The following is a 16,037-nucleotide window of genomic DNA, read 5'->3' as shown; positions in this document are numbered from 1 at the left end:
GAATGGTCGCGGGCCTTCGTCCGTCCCGCGGCGGCACGGCCCGGCGAGGGGCGGCGGGACCGGCGGACGCCCTCGGGGCGGGACCTCAGACCACGTCGATCACGGCCTGCGCCTTGAGCGGGCACGGCAGGCTCGGGTCGAAGGTGAGGGTGAGGGCGCTGGCGACCATGAAGCCCCCGATCGTCTGCGCGGCCACCTCGGGCGGCGTGCCGGGCTTGGTGAGGTTGACGTCCTGCCCGTACACGAAGACGCGCCACCGCCCGTCGACCGGCAGCTTGTTCTTCGCCAGGATGCCGGCGGCGCGCTCGAGGTCGAACGTCGCGGCATACGTGCCGTCGTTGGCCCCCGGGTCCTTGCCCAGCCCGTCGTCGGTCATCCGCTCCACGAAGAACAGGCCGTCCGGGCCCGGGGACCTGAAGACGCACAGGCCGTAGAGCTCGGGGCCGCGGAACTGGGACTTGTCGGGCCGGGTGAAGGTCGCGTTCGCCCACAACGGGTCCCACAGGTGCACGACCGCCGGCGTCGTGACGGTGACGTCGTCGCAGACGTGGATGTTCGTCTGCGTCTCGCTCACCGAGTGCGTGTAGGTGCCGGCGTCGGTCGTGCGGGTGTACGTCCACTCGACGTCGGCCGTGTACGCCTCGCCCGCGTTGGGTGCCTGGGGGAGGCTCCACGAGGCCTCGACCGTCTCGGCCAGCGTCTTCTCCCCAGCACCGGGCGGCGTCGCCTCCTGCCCGCGCCACCAGGGGTCCGCTGCGTCGGAGCACGCGACGGCGAGCGCGACGCTGGCGACGACGCCGGCGACCCCGGCGACGGTCCACTCGGTCTTGGGCGCGGGGGTGCAGCAGCTCACGCTCGGGTCGGTCTCCTCGAACGTCCCCTTCACCCCGACGTTGAAGGTCCCCGCACCGGCTGCGGCCGCGATGATCCCCACGAGGGCGGCGATGATGAAGACGATGAGGGCCACGACCTTCCACCACGGGTCGGAGAACGGAAGGTCCCCGTGCACACCCTCGTAGGCCGGGTTGGGCTGCCACTCCGCCGTGAAGCCGACGGGCACCCAGGGGCCGAGGGGCGTGTCGTGGCACTTCCCGTCCGCCGGGTCCTGGTCCCACTCGTCGCCCGGTCCGATGACCTTGACCTTGGACATCGTCAGGGTCCCCTCGTCGAGGGTGCAGGTCCAGGCGCGCGTCGTGGTGTCGTACCGGGTCTGCGTGACGAAGATCTGGCTCAGCGAGCGCCGGGACGAGAACCCCGCCGCCGTGGCGACGACGCTCACCCGTGGCTTGCCCGGGCTGGCGTTCTCGAAGTTCGCCCGCCAGGACACGGTGACGGTGGCGTTCGCGGGGACCCGGGGCAGCACGTGCGTCTGCGGCACGACGGCCACGCCGGGGTCGCTGACGCCCTCGAGGTAGACCTCGACGTCGGTCAGGTCTGCCGACGAGGTGTTCGTGACGTGGCAGGTGATCTCGAGGTTGTAGATCGCGTTGTCGAAGATGCCGTCCGGCAGCATGACGTGGGTGATCGGCTCGACCGCGAACGGGCGGCTCAGCACCTGCAGCGGCGTGGCGCTCATGACTGCTCCCGCCCCTCGCCTGTCCGGCTCGGGCTGGTGTCCCTCGCGTGGGTGACCACGAACATGATTCCTCCCGTCTCGCGGTCGCCGTCGTACTCCACGACGTGCACCGCCTCGTACTGGCCGCGCTGGAGCCGGCGGCTGTCGATGGCCAGGCGCAGCGGTGTGCGGGTGCCCGCCGGGACCCGGACGTCGAGCTCCCGGTGCCCCTTGGCCTCGGCCGCGGGGTCGGGGCACAGGGCCGGCCCGACCGCGAGGGTGGCCCGCACCGTCCCGGCTCGCGCCGGCTCCAGGTGTGACAGGCCGAGGTGCTCGACCATGTCGCGGTCCAGGCTCTGGCGCTCCTCGATCCGGACGTGGGCGGACTTGGCGACCCTGGCCCCTGCGACGAGGGTGAGGGTCAGCACCCGCATCTGGCCGCCGGAGGCGAGCACGGTCAGGTTCCGCTGGGCCACCTGGTGATAGGTCGGCGGGTCGTACGCATCCGGCAGCGGGGACGGCAGCGGGTCCGCGGAGGACACGACCACGGCGACGAGGCACTCGTGCCCGTCGTTGACGACGACCGGCAGCCAGGGCGTCAGGCACAGCACGTCCATCGACTGGCCGGCAGCGACGGTGACGTACCCTGAGCCGATCGGGTGCGCGGTCGACCGGGCCACCTGGAGCGAGGGGTCGGCCCAGACGAAGTCCACCCGGGCGTCGGTGACGTCCGCCGGCCCCTGGTTGGTGACGGTGGCCCACACGTCTGCGGTCTGTCCGCCGACGGGGCTCCCCGGCGGACCGGTGGGGTCGTCGCCCGGGACGACCCAGATGTCGGTGCTCAGCCACCACGGGTTGCCGTCGCGGATCTCGAGCGTCGTCGCAGCCATGGTTTCGTTCCTCCTCGTTCGGAGTCCGTTCGTGCTGCGGGTGCCGTCCCTGCCCGCGGTCGCCCTGTGTGCCGGTCCCTCGGGACCGTTTCGCCCGGCCTCGCGCAGAGACCGGTTCCGACCGGGCCAAGAGGCCGCATACCGCCCTCGACGAGCGGAATACGCCCTTTTGACCCGCAAACAAGTACAAGCCGGGTTGAGTGCGCCTGTCCTCACGCCAATGACGTAGACCAGGGCCATCGGGCGACGGCGACCGCCGCGACACCGGTCGCTCCAGCACGTGCTCACCGGGACGTCCGGACTACACCGGCTCAGACCTCCGCGACGACATCGTGGGGCTCCTCGACGCCCTCGAGATCCCGGCGGAGGTCGTCGACGGCCACCTCGGCGCAGGACGCCGGCACCTCCACCGGCGCCGCTGCAGGCGGCACCGACACCCTGCGTCCACGGCCGGCACCCAGGAGCACCCCCGCCACGACGACGAACCCACCCACGAGTTCCAGCGGCGCCGGTCGCTCGCCCAGCGCGACCCCGGCGGTCAGCATGCCGACGACCGGCACGAGCATCGAGAACGGCCCGACCACGCCGGCAGGGTGCCGGGCGAGCAGCCACGTCCAGATCCCCGACCCCACGACCGTCCCGATGACGACCGTGTAGGCGAGGCCGGCCCACGCCGGGACGGCGGCAGTGGTCAGGGAGGTGGCAAGGGACCTCAGGATCGCGTCCGGTCCCTCGACCACCAGCGAGAGGACCAGCATCGGCACGGGCACGACCACTGACATCCAGAGGGTCAGGTGCAGCGGGTTGGGCGGCGCAGCCAGGCGGCTGGACAGGTTGCCGAGGGCCCATCCCAGGGCACCGAGCAGGACGAGGAGGTACGGCAGGAGCTCTGCCCCACCCGCGCGGGCGACGCCCACGACCGCCATTCCGCACCCCGCCACCGCCACGCCCGTCCACTGGCGAGGGAGCACCTTCTCGCGCAGGAGCACGGCGCCCAGCACGAGGGTGATCGGTCCCGACGCCTGCAGCACCAACGAGGCCAGCCCCGCGGGCATTCCGGCTGCCATCCCGCTGTAGAGGAAGCTGAACTGCAGCACCCCGAAGCCGAGGCCGTAACCGACCAGCCACCTGGCGGGTACCCGCGGGCGCGGCACGAGGACGAGCGTCGGCACCGCAAGCAGGGCGAACCGCAGGGCGACCAGGAAGAGGGGCGGGAACTGCTGCAGCGACAGGTGGATGGCGAGGAAGTTGACGCCCCAGATGACTGCCACGGCGCAGGCGAGAGCCCGGTGTGACAACGGGAGGGCAGTGGACATGGGCCCAGCATGACGACCAAGATGATGAAGCACTATCGCAACTTCTTTTATCAATCATTAAGGTCGGCTACATGGATCCTCGTCATCTCGACCTCCTGCGCGAGCTGGCGGAGCGTGGCACCCTCACGGCGGTGGCAACAGCCACGCACCGGACCCCGTCCGCGGTCTCGCAACAGCTGCGCTCGGCTGAACGCGAGGCCGGTATGCCGCTCGTGGCTCCCCACGGCCGCGGCCTGCGCCTGACGCGGGCCGGGACCCTGCTGGCAGAGGGGGCGGTCGAGGTCGCCACGGCCATGGCCCGCGTCCAGGCCCGGCTCGACGAGCTGCGCGACGCGCCGGTCGGCTCGGTGACAGTCGCAGCTCTGCCCAGCGCGGCCGAGGTGCTGCTCCCCGACCTGCTGCACCGCCTGCAGGACACCGGGCTCGACATCGCACTCCACGACGTCGACGTGGCAGAGGAGGAGTTCGTGGGCCTCGCCGCAGACCACGACATCGTCATCGGGCACACGATCACCGGCGCCAGGGACAGGAGTTCGGCGCACGTGACGCGCCGCGTCCTGGTCGAGGAGCCCCTCGACGTCGCGCTGCCCCGGGGTCACCGGCTCGCCCGGCGCCACCACCTGACCCCGGAGCTGGTCGTCGACGAACGCTGGATCGGGGTGCCGGAGGGCTACCCGTTCGACACGGTCGTGATCGCGATCGAGAACGCCACGGGCCAGAAGGTCGAGCGGCTGCAGCGCGTGCGGGACAACCGCCTGGTGGAGGCGATGGTCGCTCGCGGCCTGGGCGTCGCCCTCCTGCCGCGGTTCACCACGCGCCACAACCCAGCCGTGGTCATGAAGCCGCTGGTCGGGGTCCGCGCCACGCGACGTCTGGTGGCGTTGTCGCGCAAGGATGTTGCCGAGCGGGCTGCGGTGCGCACGGTGCTCGGCGCGCTGGCCGACATCGGTGCGACAGCAGCCGACCGGTCTCGACCCACCGACGACGAGTCGTTTGGGCGCGCTACTTGATCAGGCTGATGCCGCGGGCGATGACGAGGACCGAGAGCATGAGCGCGGACACCGACTCGACGGCCATGAGCATCTTCGCGCGGGGCGTCAGGGGCATGGTGTCGGTCGGGCTGAACGCTGAGCTGTTGGTCACCGACACGTAGAAGTAGTCGATGAAGCCGGACGCCCAGCCCCCCTCGAGGACCGGCACCACCACGCGGGGCACCACGAGCAAGCCCTCCGGCAGCGTGGCATACAGGCCGACGGCGACCGCAACGGCGACGGCTGCCGGCAGGCGAGCCTCGCCCGGGTGCTTGCGCTGGGGCGGGTGGTGCTGGGTCACGCCTTCAGGTCTAGCGCCTCACGACCCGGGTCGCAGTGGCGGCTCGACCGCGCCACCGCGGGCGGCGGCGACGACTGCCGCGGCCAGGCCCTCGTCCGTGACGTCGTGCCCGTCCTCCGACTGCCCGAGCGGTATGCCGCGTGCGGCCACGCGTCGCTTGGCCGAGAAGTGCAGCGCGTCCACCCCGGTGGCGAGGAGCGCGGGCACGGCGGCGGCGTCGATGCCGGCCCCCGCCATGACCTCGACCCTGCCTGCGGCGAGCTCGACCATGCGGTGCAGCTGGTCCGCGCCGTCGACGGCGCGGGCGGCCCCGCCGGAGGTCAGGACCCGGTCGACCCCCGACCCAGCCAGGAGGCCCACGGCGGCCACCGGGTCGGCGCTGACGTCCACCGCCCGGTGGAACGTCACCTGCACCCCGTCGGCCGCGGCCCGCAGCCGGTCGAGCACGGTCAGGGCAGGGAGGCCCGCGTCGTCGAGGGCGCCGACGACCACGCCTTCTGCACCCGCGGCGACCGTGTGGCGCACGTCGGCCACCATCACCTCGACCTCGTCCGCGTCGTACCGGAAGTCCCCGGCGCGGGGACGCACCAGGACGTGCACACCCACGCCCTCCGCAGCCGCCACCGCCGCCTCCACCACCGCGCGGGACGGCGTCAGGCCACCGAGCGCGAGCGCCGAGCACAGCTCGACTCGCTGGACCCCCAGGCGCGCGGCCACCCGTGCCCCGGCGACGTCCTGGACCGCCAGCTCCAGCGCCGGTGGCGTCCCGGGGGGATGCGCGGTCATGCCTGGGCCCCCGTCGTGGTCGTCGCGTGCGCCTGGGCCTGCGTCGGCGTCGCTGTCGGCGTCGGCGTCGTGGGCGACGGCGGCGACACCACGCGGTCGAGCCGGCCCGGTCCCCTGAGGACGACCGGCGTGAGGTCCGGCTCCCAGCCCCCCTCCCAGGTGCGCCGCGTCGTCGAACGGGTGCATGGGCCGCCGGATTCGGTGGTGCCCGAGTCGTGCGAGGTCCTGGTCCACGCCACCCGGGGTGAGGGCCAGGGTCCAGCCCGCCGCCAGGTCGTGCAGGGTCGGCTCGAGGTACCCGATCTTCGTGACGACGATGTCCGCGGCGAACGGGTCGAGCCCGATCGCGGCGAAGTCCGCGACGTCGTGGAACGCCGTCCGGAACTCCGTGACCACGGCGTGCAGTCCGCCCACGCGGACGACGGCCACTCCCCCGGCCTGGGGATCGCCCTCGTGCAGCGAGACGAGCACGCCGCGCAGCCGGACGGGCGGCGCCGGCGAGGGCACCGTCCGGGCGCCGACCTCGAGGTCGACGTCGTCACCCACCCGGCACGAACGCAGCTGGGTCAGGGCAGCTGCGTCGAACACCGACGCCACCAGCGTGGTCGGCCCTTCCGGCGCGGTGAGCTCGGGCCGTTGCAGCAGCCGGGCCAGCGTCCACGTCACGTCGCCCGTGCCGCCCGCGCCCGGGTTGTCGCCGGAGTCCGAGATGACGTACGGCCGCGCGGTCGAGGCGAGCGCGGCGTCGACAGCCTCGTCGAGGGTCCCCGGCGGACCGACGAAGGCGAACTCGTCGCGCAGGGCCCAGAACCGGTCGGCCAGCTCGCGGGCCCCTGCGGCACAGGCGTCCTCGTCCCAGCCCTGCACCACGACAGCCGCACTGCACCTCGGTTCGTCCGCCCACGCGTACCCGACCCACACGGCCGCGTCGAGGACACCCTCGCGGGCGGCCACCTCGGGCACGGCGGCATACAGGCTGCGGGCGGGCTCCACCCTCGTGCTGGTCTTCTCGCCCGGGAGCAGCACGGGGACCGGGACCCACGCGCGCACGGGCCGCCGACCCGCACGCAGCACCTCGACGAGCGTTGCGGTAGCGCGGGCACGGGTCTCGTCGGCGTCCTCGTGTGGCGCCATCCGGAAGCACGTGAGCAGGTCGACCTGCTCCGCGAGCTCGCGGGAGACGTTGCCGTGCAGGTCCATCGCGGCGGCGAGCACGGCGTCACTGCCGACCACGGAGCGCACGGTGCGCACGAGGTCGGCCTCGGCGTCGTCCAGGCCGACGACGCTCATGGCGCCGTGGATGTCGAGCAGCACCCCGTCGAGGGCGCCGGCGTCGAGCAGCGCCCGCAGACCGGAGCAGATGCGCTCGAGGTGGTGGTGGTACACCTCGGCCAGGACCGCGCCGCCGGGCAGCGACCGTGCGAAGTGCACGCCGTACCAACGGATCCCGTCCTCGTCGTTCGGTCGTATGCCGTGCCGCGCGAGGAGCTCCTCGCCCCCCATCACGTGGAAGTCGCGGGCCTCCGCCCGGTGCGGCGAGAACGTGGACGACTCGATCCACATCCCCGCCACGGCGATCCGCAGCGGGCGGTCGGGGACTGTCGGGCTCGGCACGCCCTCACGCTACCCACCCCAGGCCCGCGGACCGGAGCTCGCGCGGCCCGCCGCGTCCCGTTCCGCGAGACGCGGCACCCCCCTCGTGGACGGGCCGTGCGGCCCCGTGCTCCACTGGTGTCGTGACCTCCTCCACCGCCACGACGCGCACGCACATGGTGTCCATGTGCCACGGCGTCATGCGGTGTCGCTGCTGCGCCTGACCTCAGCCCGCACCAGCCCGCGTCCGCCGTTCCCGGCAGGACGCACGAGACCGGAGACCACCTCATGGCCACGACGACCAGCCACACGGCATACCGCCGCATCCACCTCGACCTGCACCTGACGCAGGGTTCCGTATGTCCCCGAATGTGCTGCCCCGCAACGCATTCCGACATCCAGACCACTGACCAGGAGCACCACCGTGAGCATCGCCACCACCGCCGGGACCCCCGGCGTCAACCGCTTCACCCGTCACCAGCTGCTGCGCACCGCGCACCTCTTCGCCTCCGACCCTGACCTGCACCGGTACGTCGACCTCGACGCGCGCGAGCGCACCTGGACCCGGCTCGACGCCACCGAACACCTGGAGATCTGGCTGATCGCCTGGCCGGTCGGCAGCGGCACCGGATGGCACGACCACCTCGAGTCCGAGGGCGCCTTCCTCACCGTCCGCGGCGAGCTCGCCGAGCAGACCTGGGCGTCGGGCACCGTCCACGACCGGTTCCTCTGGGAGGGGGAGGGCCGCTCGTTCGGCGCCCGCCACGTGCACAACGTCGGCAACCTCGGGGACCGGCCGGCGCTGTCCGTGCACGTCTACTCCCCCGCCCTGCGCGGCATGACCCGCTACACGCTCGTCGACGACGTCCTGCGTCCCCTCGGCGTCGAGCGTGCCGGGGAGCAGTGGTGACCGCCACCGCGACGGCGTTGGCCACCGCGACAGCGCGGGTCGCCCCGGCCACCCCGCCAACCGCGACGGCGCCGGCCACGGCGTCCGTCTTCTGGGAGTCCCGCCTATACAGCGACCCGACCAGCACGCCGGCGCCCGCGGACAGCCCCGTCACCGGTCGCGGTTGGGACGCCCCGCTCTACGACGGGATCGACGACCAGCTGCGGGATGCGCGCAGCCGCCTGCTGCGGGTGAGCGCGCGCGCCGCCTACCAGGAGGTGCTGTTCGGCCGGGCCCTCCTGGTCGACATCCGGCCGGCGGCCCAGCGGGCGACCGAGGGCGAGGTCGCGACCCACCTCGCACCCCTGGTCGTGGAGCGCAACGTGCTCGAGTGGCGGTTCGACCCGCGCAGCGCGGCACGTCGCCCCGAAGCAGGTTTCGACACCCGCGTCATCGTGCTGTGCCAGGAGGGCTACACCTCGTCACTGGCTGCGGATGCGTTGCTGCGACTGGGGATCCGCAGGGCCACCGACGTGGTCGGCGGCTTCCGGGCGTGGCGCGAGGCAGGGCTGCCCGTGGCGGCGTGACGCCTGCGGCGCGCGTCGGCAGCAGGGGTCAGAGGTAGAGGCCGGTCTGGCCGTCGTCGACCCGGGCGGCGGCGACGGCGTGGATGTCGCGCTCGCGCAGGACCACGTAGTCCTTGGCCTGCACCTCGACCTCCGCGCGGTCCTCGGGGTCGAACAGCACCCGGTCGCCGAGCTCGACCTGGCGGACGTTGTGGCCGACGGCGACGACCGAGCCCCACGACAGCCGCCGCCCGATGCTGGCGGTCGCCGGGATGACGATGCCTCCCCCGGATCGCCGCTCCCCCTCGCCCTCGAGGGCGACGAGGACGCGGTCGTGCAGCATCCGGATCGGCAGGCGGGAGGTGTCCTCAGCCACGGCGGCGGCGCACGGCACCCAGCCCGATGAGGGCCACCGCCGCTGCGGCCAGCGCGGCGAGGCGCTCGGTGCGCAGCTCCCCGGTGGGGGTGCGGGTCGCCTCGGTGAACTTCACCTTGGCGGTCTCGACCTGGCGCCGGGCGATCTCCTGCGGGGCCGTGCGGGTGTGCAGCTCGTCGACGGTGCCGGCGAGGCGGCTGCGTGCCGCCGCGATCTCGGCCTCGATCTCGTCGACGGACTTCGGTGCGGTGTGCTCGCTCATGGTCGCCTCCTGCGGTCCGGCTGGTGGGTTCGGCGGTGGGCCGGGATCAGTCGTCGATGCCGAGGTCGCGGCGCAGCTTGGCCACGTGCCCGGTGGCCTTGACGTTGTACTGCGCGTGGGTGACCGTGCCCTTCTCGTCGACGACGAGGGTGCTGCGGATGACGCCCTCCACGGTCTTGCCGTAGAGCTTCTTCTTGCCGTACGCGCCGTAGCTCGTCATGACCTGCTTGTCGGCGTCGGAGAGCAGCGTGATGGTCAGGCCGTCCTTCTCGCGGAACTTCGCGAGCTTCTCGGGCGAGTCCGGGGAGATGCCGAGCACCTCGTACCCGTGGCCGCGCAGGCTGGCGATGTTGTCGCTGAAGTCGCAGGCCTGGGTCGTGCACCCCGGCGTCATGGCCGCGGGGTAGAAGTACACGATGACCTGCTTGCCCCGCAGGTCCGACAGGGTGACCTTGCCGCCCTTGTCGTCGGGGAGGGTGAAGTCGGGGGCGGTGTCGCCGGGGGTCAGACGGTCAGCCATGGTCGCCTCGCTCTCGCCGGGGTTCTGTTGTTGCAACTCGTTTGCAATAAGGTGGTCTCCAGCAGCGTCCCCAACCTATCCCAGGTGGGTGCGGTCCACCCGACTGGCAGGAGCCCCGTGCACGTCCCCGACGGATTCCTCGACGCCCCCACGTCATGGGCCACCGCAGGCGTCGCGACGGTGGGTGTCGGGTCGGCCCTCGTGGGCGCGGCCCGCCGCGAGCTCGACGACCGCACGGCACCCCTGGCCGGTCTCGTGGCGGCCTTCGTCTTCGCCACGCAGATGCTCAACTTCCCCGTCGGCGCCGGCACCAGCGGCCACCTGCTCGGCGGGGCGCTGGCCGCCGTCCTGGTCGGCCCCGCGACCGCCACGCTCTGCCTCACGGTGGTGCTCCTCGTGCAGGGGCTGCTCTTCGCCGACGGCGGCCTCACCGCACTGGGCACCAACATCACGCTCATGGGCCTGGTCGGGGTCTGGTCCGGTTACCTGGTGTTCCGGCTCGTCCAGTCCGCGCTCCCCCGGCGCGTGACGATGGTGGCCCCCGCGGCCGTCGCGGGGGCGTTCGTCTCGGTGCCGGTCGCGGCGCTGGCCTTCTGCGGGCTGTATGCCGTGGGCGGCCAGGCAGCCATCCCGCTCGACCGCCTGGTCACCGCGATGGTCGGCTGGCACGTGCTCATCGGCGTCGGCGAGGCGGTCATCACCGGGCTCGCCGTCTCCTCGATCCTCGCCGTGAGGCCCGACCTCGTCCACGGCGCCCGCCAGGTCCTGGCCCGGCGCGAGCTCGCCGTCCGCGCGGGGGTGGCCGTCACGCACGGGAGCCCGGCCGCCCACCCCGGCCCACCCGCAACCGCGACAGGTGGTCCCGCCACCCCCGCACCGGCGGGGGCCGTCCCCGGCCGCAGCCGCTCCGGCACCCGCCCTCCGGTGAGCTCGCGGTCCCTGCTGCTGACCGGGCTCGTCGTGGCCCTGCTGCTCGCCGGCGTCGTCTCCTTCTACGCCTCCAAGCACCCGGACGGCCTCAACCACGTCGCCCGCACGCTCGGCTTCGGCAGCACCGCAACCCCGCACGCCTCCGACGGCTCGCCCTTCTCCGGGTACGCGACCAGGGGCATCGGCGACGCCCGGCTGTCCCGAGGCCTGGCCGGCGTCATCGGAGTGGCCCTGGTCGCCGCCCTCGGCGCAGGCCTCTTCTGGAACCTGCGCCGGACGGGCCCGTCCGGCGCAGGGACCGCGACGGGGACGTCGACCCCGACGGAGCGGACGACGGGTGGGGGCGCCGGCCACGGGCACCACCTGCACTTCCACGGGTACTCGCCGATCCACCGCCTGCCGGCCCACACCAAGCTCGTCGCCCTCGTGGCCTACGTCGTCGTCGTGGTGGCGACGCCGCGTGACCTGCCGTGGGTGTTCGCGGTGCACGCGGTCCTGCTCGCCGTCGCCGTCGCGGCCTCCCAGGTGCCTGCGCGGTACCTGGCCCGGCGGATGGTCGTCGAGGTGCCCTTCGTCGTCTTCGCTCTGCTGCTGCCGTTCGTCGCCACCGGGCCCCGCGTCCAGGTCGGGCCGTTCAGCCTGTCCCAGCACGGGCTGGCCGGTGCCGCCGCGCTGCTCGTCAAGGGCACCCTCGGCGTGCTGGCGTCACTGCTCCTCGCCGCGACCACCGAGCCCCGGGACGTCGTCGCCGGTCTGGAGCGGCTGCGCATGCCGCACCAGCTGGTGCAGATCATGGGCTTCATGATCCGGTACCTCGAGGTGGTGACCGGCGAGCTGTCGCGGATGCGGGTGGCCCGTGAGTCCCGCGGCTTCCGCGCCCGGTCGGTGCGGTCCTGGCCGGCACTCGCGTCCACCGTGGGGGCGCTGTTCATCCGGTCCTACGAGCGGGGCGAGCGCGTCCACCTCGCGATGCTGTCCCGCGGCTACACCGGGCGTATGCCGGTGCCGCACCCCATGACCGCGACCGCCGCCCAGTGGCGGCTCGCCGCAGCCCTGCCCGTCGCGGCCCTTGCCGCCCTGCTCCTGGGAGTCGCCGCGTGACCACCCCCGTCCTCGACGTCCGCGGTCTCGCGTACGCCTACCCCGACGGCCACCAGGCCCTGTTCGGCGTCGACCTGCACGTGCACCGCGGCGAGCGGGTCGCCCTGCTCGGGCCCAACGGCGCGGGCAAGACCACCCTGGTGCTGCACCTCAACGGCATCCTGTCCGGCGGGGCCGGGTCGGTCGAGGTCTCCGGGCTGCCGGTCACGGGCGAGAACCTCATGGAGGTCCGCCGCCGGGTCGGCGTCGTCTTCCAGGACCCCGACGACCAGCTCTTCATGCCGACCGTTCGCGCCGACGTGGAGTTCGGCCCCGCCAACCTCGGGTTGCGGGGAGCCGCGCTCGAGGCCCGTGTCGTCCGGGCGCTGGAGCAGGTCGGGATGCTCGAGCACATCGACCGGCCGCCACACCACCTGTCGTTCGGCCAGCGCCGTCGCGTCGCGGTCGCCACGGTGCTGGCGATGGAGCCGGAGATCCTCGTCCTCGACGAGCCCTCGTCCAACCTCGACCCGGCGTCGCGGCGCGAGCTCGCCGACATCCTGCGCTCCCTGGACGTCACGGTCCTGATGGTCACCCACGACCTGCCCTACGCGTACGAGCTCTGCCCCCGGTCCGTGGTGCTGTCCGGTGGCGTGGTCGTCGCCGACGGCACCACCCGGGACGTCCTCACCGACGACACGCTCATGGCCGCCCACCGCCTCGAGCTGCCCTTCGGGTTCGACCCGCGGAACGTCCCGGCGCCCCAGCACTGACGGGGGCGCCGCCGCGGCGACCTCCCGGTCGGGTCAGTCCCGGTCGGCCCACTCCGCCTCGTCGCTCCCCCACCGGCGGCCGACCCACGCGAACTCCGTCGGGCCGTCGTCGACGCGGAACGCCGGCCGGGGGCCAGTCACCACACCCGCCTCGGTCCGTGTCGCCACGGTCCACGGGCCCGTCTCGGCGACCGGCTCTGCGGGTCCGTCCAGAGCGTCGCTGCGCAGGAGCCAGTGCGCCGTGCGGGCGAGGTGCGCCCGGACCCGCCACGTCCCGCCCTGCGTGGCGCGGGCGCGCAGGGCCGTGAGGACGCCCGCCGCCAGCAGGTAGCCGGTGGCGTGGTCGAGGGCCTGCGCCGGCATGGCGGCGGGGACGACGCCGTCCGCCGACTCGAGCAGGGAGATGCCCGTCGCCGCCTGGACGATCGAGTCGAACCCGCGCCGGCCTCCCCACGGCCCGTCGGGGGTCCACGCGGACAGGCTCGCGTGGACCACGTGCGGGTGCCGCTCCGCGACGCCCGCCGCGTCGAGGTGGTATGCCGCGAGCGCACCCGGCCGGTAGCCGGTCACCAGCACGTCGGCCTGGGCGAGCAGCTCGTGGAGTCGATCGCGGGCGTGCTCGACGTGCAGGTCGACGAGCGTGGACCGCTTGCCCGAGTCGGTGTCGAGGTGCAGCGCCTCGAGCTCGGGCAGGTGCGGGCTGTCGACCCGCAGGACGTCGCACCCGAGGAACGCGAGCGTCCGGGTCGCGACCGGTCCCGCGAGGACTCGGGTCAGGTCGAGCACCCGCACCCGGCGACCGAGCGTCGCCACGTCCACCGGGGCAACCGGCCCTGCGGCCGGCTCCCGCTCGACGGCGAGGAGGTCGTGGCTGTCGACGGCCCGAGCCTGCTCCCCCGCCATCCACTCCGCCAGGGTGCGCACCCGCACCGCGATGCCGTGGTCGGCGGTGACGACGTCCTCCACCTCCTGGGCGGGCCGCTCCGCGAGCGCTGCGACGACCTCCGGCCGTCCTGCGTCCGCCGGGAGGTCGAGCGCCCGCAGGAGCCGGTCGCGGTGGTGCGGGTAGTTCGCGTGCGTGCGCACCCAGCCGTCGGAGGCGGCGAAGAAACCGGACAGCGGGGCGAAGCCCTCGACCGGTCGGCCGTCGACCTGCTGCACCTGGTCGGCCCGGAACGAGGTCGCCACCTGTCGGGGGTCGACGTGCACCCGGCGCCCGCCGGTGAGCGCCAGCCCGGCCAGCCCGGCGGCCGCCACCGACCCCGCGGCGAGGGTGCCGACGGGCAGAGCGGACGGCAGGAAGCTGCCACCGGCGAGGTCGAGGTGCTCGGCGGCATACGCCTCGTCGAGGCCCAGGACCGGGAGCACGTCACGCAGCAAGGGGTTCACGGCACGACCCTAGGACGCCGGCGACCCGATCCGACCCGTCCGCGAATCCATGACGTTTGTCATGCCCGAAATCACCCGAACGTCCGAGCCTGTCGGAGGACCCCGACCCGAGGGTGTCCTCGGGGACCGACCGGTCCCCGCCGTCCAACCAAGGGAGCACACGATGACCCTGAAGCTCGGTGTGGTCGCCGCCGTGGTGGCCGCCGGTCTCGGCCTCGCGGCCGGAGGCCCCGCGCTGGCCGCGTCCACCGCGCCGGTGCTGACCGGCACGGACCTGTCGGCACAGGCGCCGGAGTCCGCGTTCCACGCGAAGGGGGCCGACGCCGGCGCTGTCGCGTGCACGCGCCCGGCCCCGGATGGACGCGTCTCGACGACCCTCCACTGCTACACCCCGGACCAGATCCGCGCCTTCTACGGTCTGGCACCGCTCACCCCGAGCACCACGGATGGCGCCGGGCAGACCATCGTCCTCGTCGACTCCTACGGCAGCCCGACCGCGGCGCAGGACGTCGACTTCTTCGCCAAGACCTTCAACGGACCCAAGCCCGACTTCGAGGCCGCGTTCCCGATCGGCAACGTCGACTACACCCACGCCACCGGCAACGGCAGCGGCCAGGCGGGCCCGACGTCCGCCGAGGGCTGGGCCGGCGAGGCGAACCTCGACGTGCAGTGGGCGTACGCCATCGCCCCCAAGGCGCACATCGTCCTCATCGGCACCCCGGTCGCCGAGACCCAGGGCGTCCAGGGCATGCCCAACATGATGAAGGCCATCGACTGGGCCGTCGCCAAGTACCCGGCCGGCACGGTGTTCTCGATGTCGTTCGGCACCAGCGAGGAGGCCTTCGGCGGCGCTTCCGCGGCAGGGCAGTTCGCGAAGTTCGACCAGACGTTCCAGCGCGGGCTGGCCAAGCACGACACCTTCTTCTCCTCCGCCGGTGACAACGGCTCGCTCGGCACCGGGCGGGCGCACCACCAGACGCAGACGGTGGACCACCCATCGGTGAGCTACCCGAACTCCTCGCCGTACGTGACGTCGGTCGGCGGCACCCAGGTGCAGTCCGGCTGGACGTGGAACCCGACGCAGGACAAGCCGTTCAACGACGACGGCAGCCGCAACCCGCTGTACTGGGGCTGGAACCCGGGCGGCAGCACCCAGGCCGTCTGGAACGAGAGCTGGGCCGGGATCGGCACCGGCGGCGGCCAGTCGAGCGTCTACCCGCGCCCGTCGTGGCAGTCCGGCGTCGCGTCGGTGGTCGGCTCGCACCGTGGGGTCCCCGACGTCGCCTGGAACGCGGCCGTCAACGGTGGCGTGCTCGTCTACCACTCGTACTTCCAGAACCTCGACGGCGTCCAGTGGGGCGTCTTCGGCGGCACGTCCGCGTCCTCGCCGCAGGTCGCCGCGCTGACCGCGATCGCCAACGCCTCGCGCGCGGCGGCCGGCAAGCAGGGCATCGGCAACCTCAACGAGGCGATCTACGCGCCGTCGTTCCCGCGGGCCACCGCGTTCAGCGACGTGGTCGCCCACACCTACGGCACCGCGCCCAGCGGCGTGCTGCAGGACAACCGCATGTGGGACACGGGTGCGGACGGGTTCGTGCACCCGGACCCGGTCCCGGGCTGGCCGACCACGCCCGGCTACGACCTCACCACCGGTTGGGGATCGCCCAAGGCTCCCGGCTACGTCGCGGCGCTGACGACCGCACCGTGACGCGATCGGCGTGACGCGATCGGTGTGACGAATCCCGTTGTGACGCACTGAGAACCGGCGTCGGCCCGGGTC

15 protein-coding genes are annotated in these 16,037 nt (G+C 73.4%); 6 read left to right on the top strand and 9 right to left on the bottom strand.

What is annotated here, in order from left to right:
* Nucleotides 1-85 precede the first annotated feature (85 nt).
* The 3 genes from ACFUC1_RS17250 to ACFUC1_RS17240 form a co-directional block, all read right to left on the bottom strand.
* Complete coding sequence (locus ACFUC1_RS17250; RefSeq protein WP_379121984.1) at nucleotides 86-1,576, bottom strand: choice-of-anchor X domain-containing protein; 1,491 nt, start codon at nucleotides 1,574-1,576, stop codon at nucleotides 86-88.
* Nucleotides 1,573-2,445, bottom strand: a complete 873-nt coding sequence (locus ACFUC1_RS17245) for a hypothetical protein (RefSeq protein ID WP_379121982.1) — start codon at nucleotides 2,443-2,445, stop codon at nucleotides 1,573-1,575. Before ACFUC1_RS17245 ends, ACFUC1_RS17250 begins: the two co-directional genes overlap by 4 nt.
* Before the next feature lie 311 nt (nucleotides 2,446-2,756).
* Entirely contained in the window at nucleotides 2,757-3,761 is a 1,005-nt protein-coding gene (locus tag ACFUC1_RS17240) for an EamA family transporter (RefSeq protein WP_379121980.1), read from the bottom strand.
* 71 nt (nucleotides 3,762-3,832) lie between these two features.
* Here ACFUC1_RS17240 and ACFUC1_RS17235 point away from each other — a divergent pair, with 71 nt between their 5' ends.
* Nucleotides 3,833-4,771, top strand: a complete 939-nt coding sequence (locus ACFUC1_RS17235; protein WP_379121978.1) for a LysR family transcriptional regulator — start codon at nucleotides 3,833-3,835, stop codon at nucleotides 4,769-4,771.
* Here ACFUC1_RS17235 and ACFUC1_RS17230 read toward each other — a convergent pair.
* Together ACFUC1_RS17230 and ACFUC1_RS17225 are read right to left on the bottom strand one after the other, a co-directional pair.
* Complete coding sequence (locus ACFUC1_RS17230; RefSeq protein ID WP_379121976.1) at nucleotides 4,764-5,093, bottom strand: hypothetical protein; 330 nt, start codon at nucleotides 5,091-5,093, stop codon at nucleotides 4,764-4,766. The genes ACFUC1_RS17235 and ACFUC1_RS17230 overlap by 8 nt on opposite strands.
* Before the next feature lie 18 nt (nucleotides 5,094-5,111).
* Nucleotides 5,112-7,493, bottom strand: coding sequence for a copper homeostasis protein CutC (locus tag ACFUC1_RS17225; protein ID WP_379121974.1), 2,382 nt, complete (start codon nucleotides 7,491-7,493; stop codon nucleotides 5,112-5,114).
* 403 nt (nucleotides 7,494-7,896) lie between these two features.
* On the opposite strand from ACFUC1_RS17225, the gene ACFUC1_RS17220 reads away from it, so the two are divergent.
* Both ACFUC1_RS17220 and ACFUC1_RS17215 read left to right on the top strand, forming a co-directional pair.
* A complete protein-coding gene (locus ACFUC1_RS17220; protein ID WP_379121972.1) occupies nucleotides 7,897-8,382 on the top strand; it encodes a cysteine dioxygenase in 486 nt (161 codons plus the stop codon).
* On the top strand, nucleotides 8,379-8,948 hold the full coding sequence (locus tag ACFUC1_RS17215; protein WP_379121970.1) for a rhodanese-like domain-containing protein: 570 nt from the start codon (nucleotides 8,379-8,381) through the stop codon (nucleotides 8,946-8,948). The genes ACFUC1_RS17220 and ACFUC1_RS17215 overlap by 4 nt, the downstream gene beginning before the upstream one ends.
* Nucleotides 8,949-8,976: 28 nt before the next feature.
* Here ACFUC1_RS17215 and ACFUC1_RS17210 read toward each other — a convergent pair whose 3' ends face one another.
* From ACFUC1_RS17210 to bcp, 3 genes are read right to left on the bottom strand one after another with little or no spacing between them, the layout of a single operon-like run.
* Nucleotides 8,977-9,270 carry a co-chaperone GroES gene (locus tag ACFUC1_RS17210; protein WP_310153090.1) on the bottom strand — a complete coding sequence of 98 codons (294 nt, stop codon included), beginning with the start codon at nucleotides 9,268-9,270 and terminating at the stop codon, nucleotides 8,977-8,979.
* Nucleotides 9,271-9,295: 25 nt separating this feature from the next.
* Entirely contained in the window at nucleotides 9,296-9,565 is a 270-nt protein-coding gene (locus ACFUC1_RS17205; protein ID WP_379121969.1) for a DUF3618 domain-containing protein, read from the bottom strand.
* Nucleotides 9,566-9,611: 46 nt separating this feature from the next.
* The gene (bcp, locus tag ACFUC1_RS17200) at nucleotides 9,612-10,085 is read right to left on the bottom strand and encodes a thioredoxin-dependent thiol peroxidase (RefSeq protein WP_379121967.1); all 474 of its coding nucleotides are present in this window, start codon (nucleotides 10,083-10,085) and stop codon (nucleotides 9,612-9,614) included.
* A gap of 117 nt (nucleotides 10,086-10,202) precedes the next feature.
* Here bcp and cbiQ point away from each other — a divergent pair, with 117 nt between their 5' ends.
* Together cbiQ and ACFUC1_RS17190 are read left to right on the top strand one after the other, a co-directional pair.
* Nucleotides 10,203-12,116 (top strand): cobalt ECF transporter T component CbiQ, encoded by a 1,914-nt coding sequence (gene cbiQ / locus ACFUC1_RS17195; protein WP_379121965.1) that lies wholly within the window; start codon nucleotides 10,203-10,205, stop codon nucleotides 12,114-12,116.
* Nucleotides 12,113-12,868, top strand: coding sequence for an energy-coupling factor ABC transporter ATP-binding protein (locus tag ACFUC1_RS17190; RefSeq protein ID WP_379121963.1), 756 nt, complete (start codon nucleotides 12,113-12,115; stop codon nucleotides 12,866-12,868). Before cbiQ ends, ACFUC1_RS17190 begins: the two co-directional genes overlap by 4 nt.
* Before the next feature lie 33 nt (nucleotides 12,869-12,901).
* Here ACFUC1_RS17190 and ACFUC1_RS17185 read toward each other — a convergent pair whose 3' ends face one another.
* Entirely contained in the window at nucleotides 12,902-14,257 is a 1,356-nt protein-coding gene (locus tag ACFUC1_RS17185) for a CoA transferase (RefSeq protein WP_379121962.1), read from the bottom strand.
* A gap of 163 nt (nucleotides 14,258-14,420) precedes the next feature.
* On the opposite strand from ACFUC1_RS17185, the gene ACFUC1_RS17180 reads away from it, so the two are divergent.
* Nucleotides 14,421-15,965 (top strand): hypothetical protein, encoded by a 1,545-nt coding sequence (locus tag ACFUC1_RS17180; protein WP_379121960.1) that lies wholly within the window; start codon nucleotides 14,421-14,423, stop codon nucleotides 15,963-15,965.
* Nucleotides 15,966-16,037: the final 72 nt, after the last annotated feature.

The sequence above is a fragment of the Pedococcus sp. NPDC057267 genome, from assembly GCF_042668795.1.
Taxonomy (GTDB): domain Bacteria; phylum Actinomycetota; class Actinomycetes; order Actinomycetales; family Dermatophilaceae; genus Pedococcus.
This window is presented reverse-complemented; position numbering and strand designations above follow the sequence as displayed.

Excerpts from the sequence above, each read along its gene's own strand:
- ACFUC1_RS17250 (WP_379121984.1), bottom strand. The coding sequence starts at position 1,576 with ATGAGCGCCACGCCGCTGCAGGTGCTGAGCCGCCCGTTCGCGGTCGAG.
- ACFUC1_RS17245 (WP_379121982.1), bottom strand. The coding sequence starts at position 2,445 with ATGGCTGCGACGACGCTCGAGATCCGCGACGGCAACCCGTGGTGGCTG.
- ACFUC1_RS17240 (WP_379121980.1), bottom strand. The coding sequence starts at position 3,761 with ATGTCCACTGCCCTCCCGTTGTCACACCGGGCTCTCGCCTGCGCCGTG.
- ACFUC1_RS17235 (WP_379121978.1), top strand. The coding sequence starts at position 3,833 with ATGGATCCTCGTCATCTCGACCTCCTGCGCGAGCTGGCGGAGCGTGGC.
- ACFUC1_RS17210 (WP_310153090.1), bottom strand. The coding sequence starts at position 9,270 with ATGCTGCACGACCGCGTCCTCGTCGCCCTCGAGGGCGAGGGGGAGCGG.
- ACFUC1_RS17205 (WP_379121969.1), bottom strand. The coding sequence starts at position 9,565 with ATGAGCGAGCACACCGCACCGAAGTCCGTCGACGAGATCGAGGCCGAG.
- bcp (WP_379121967.1), bottom strand. The coding sequence starts at position 10,085 with ATGGCTGACCGTCTGACCCCCGGCGACACCGCCCCCGACTTCACCCTC.
- ACFUC1_RS17180 (WP_379121960.1), top strand. The coding sequence starts at position 14,421 with ATGACCCTGAAGCTCGGTGTGGTCGCCGCCGTGGTGGCCGCCGGTCTC.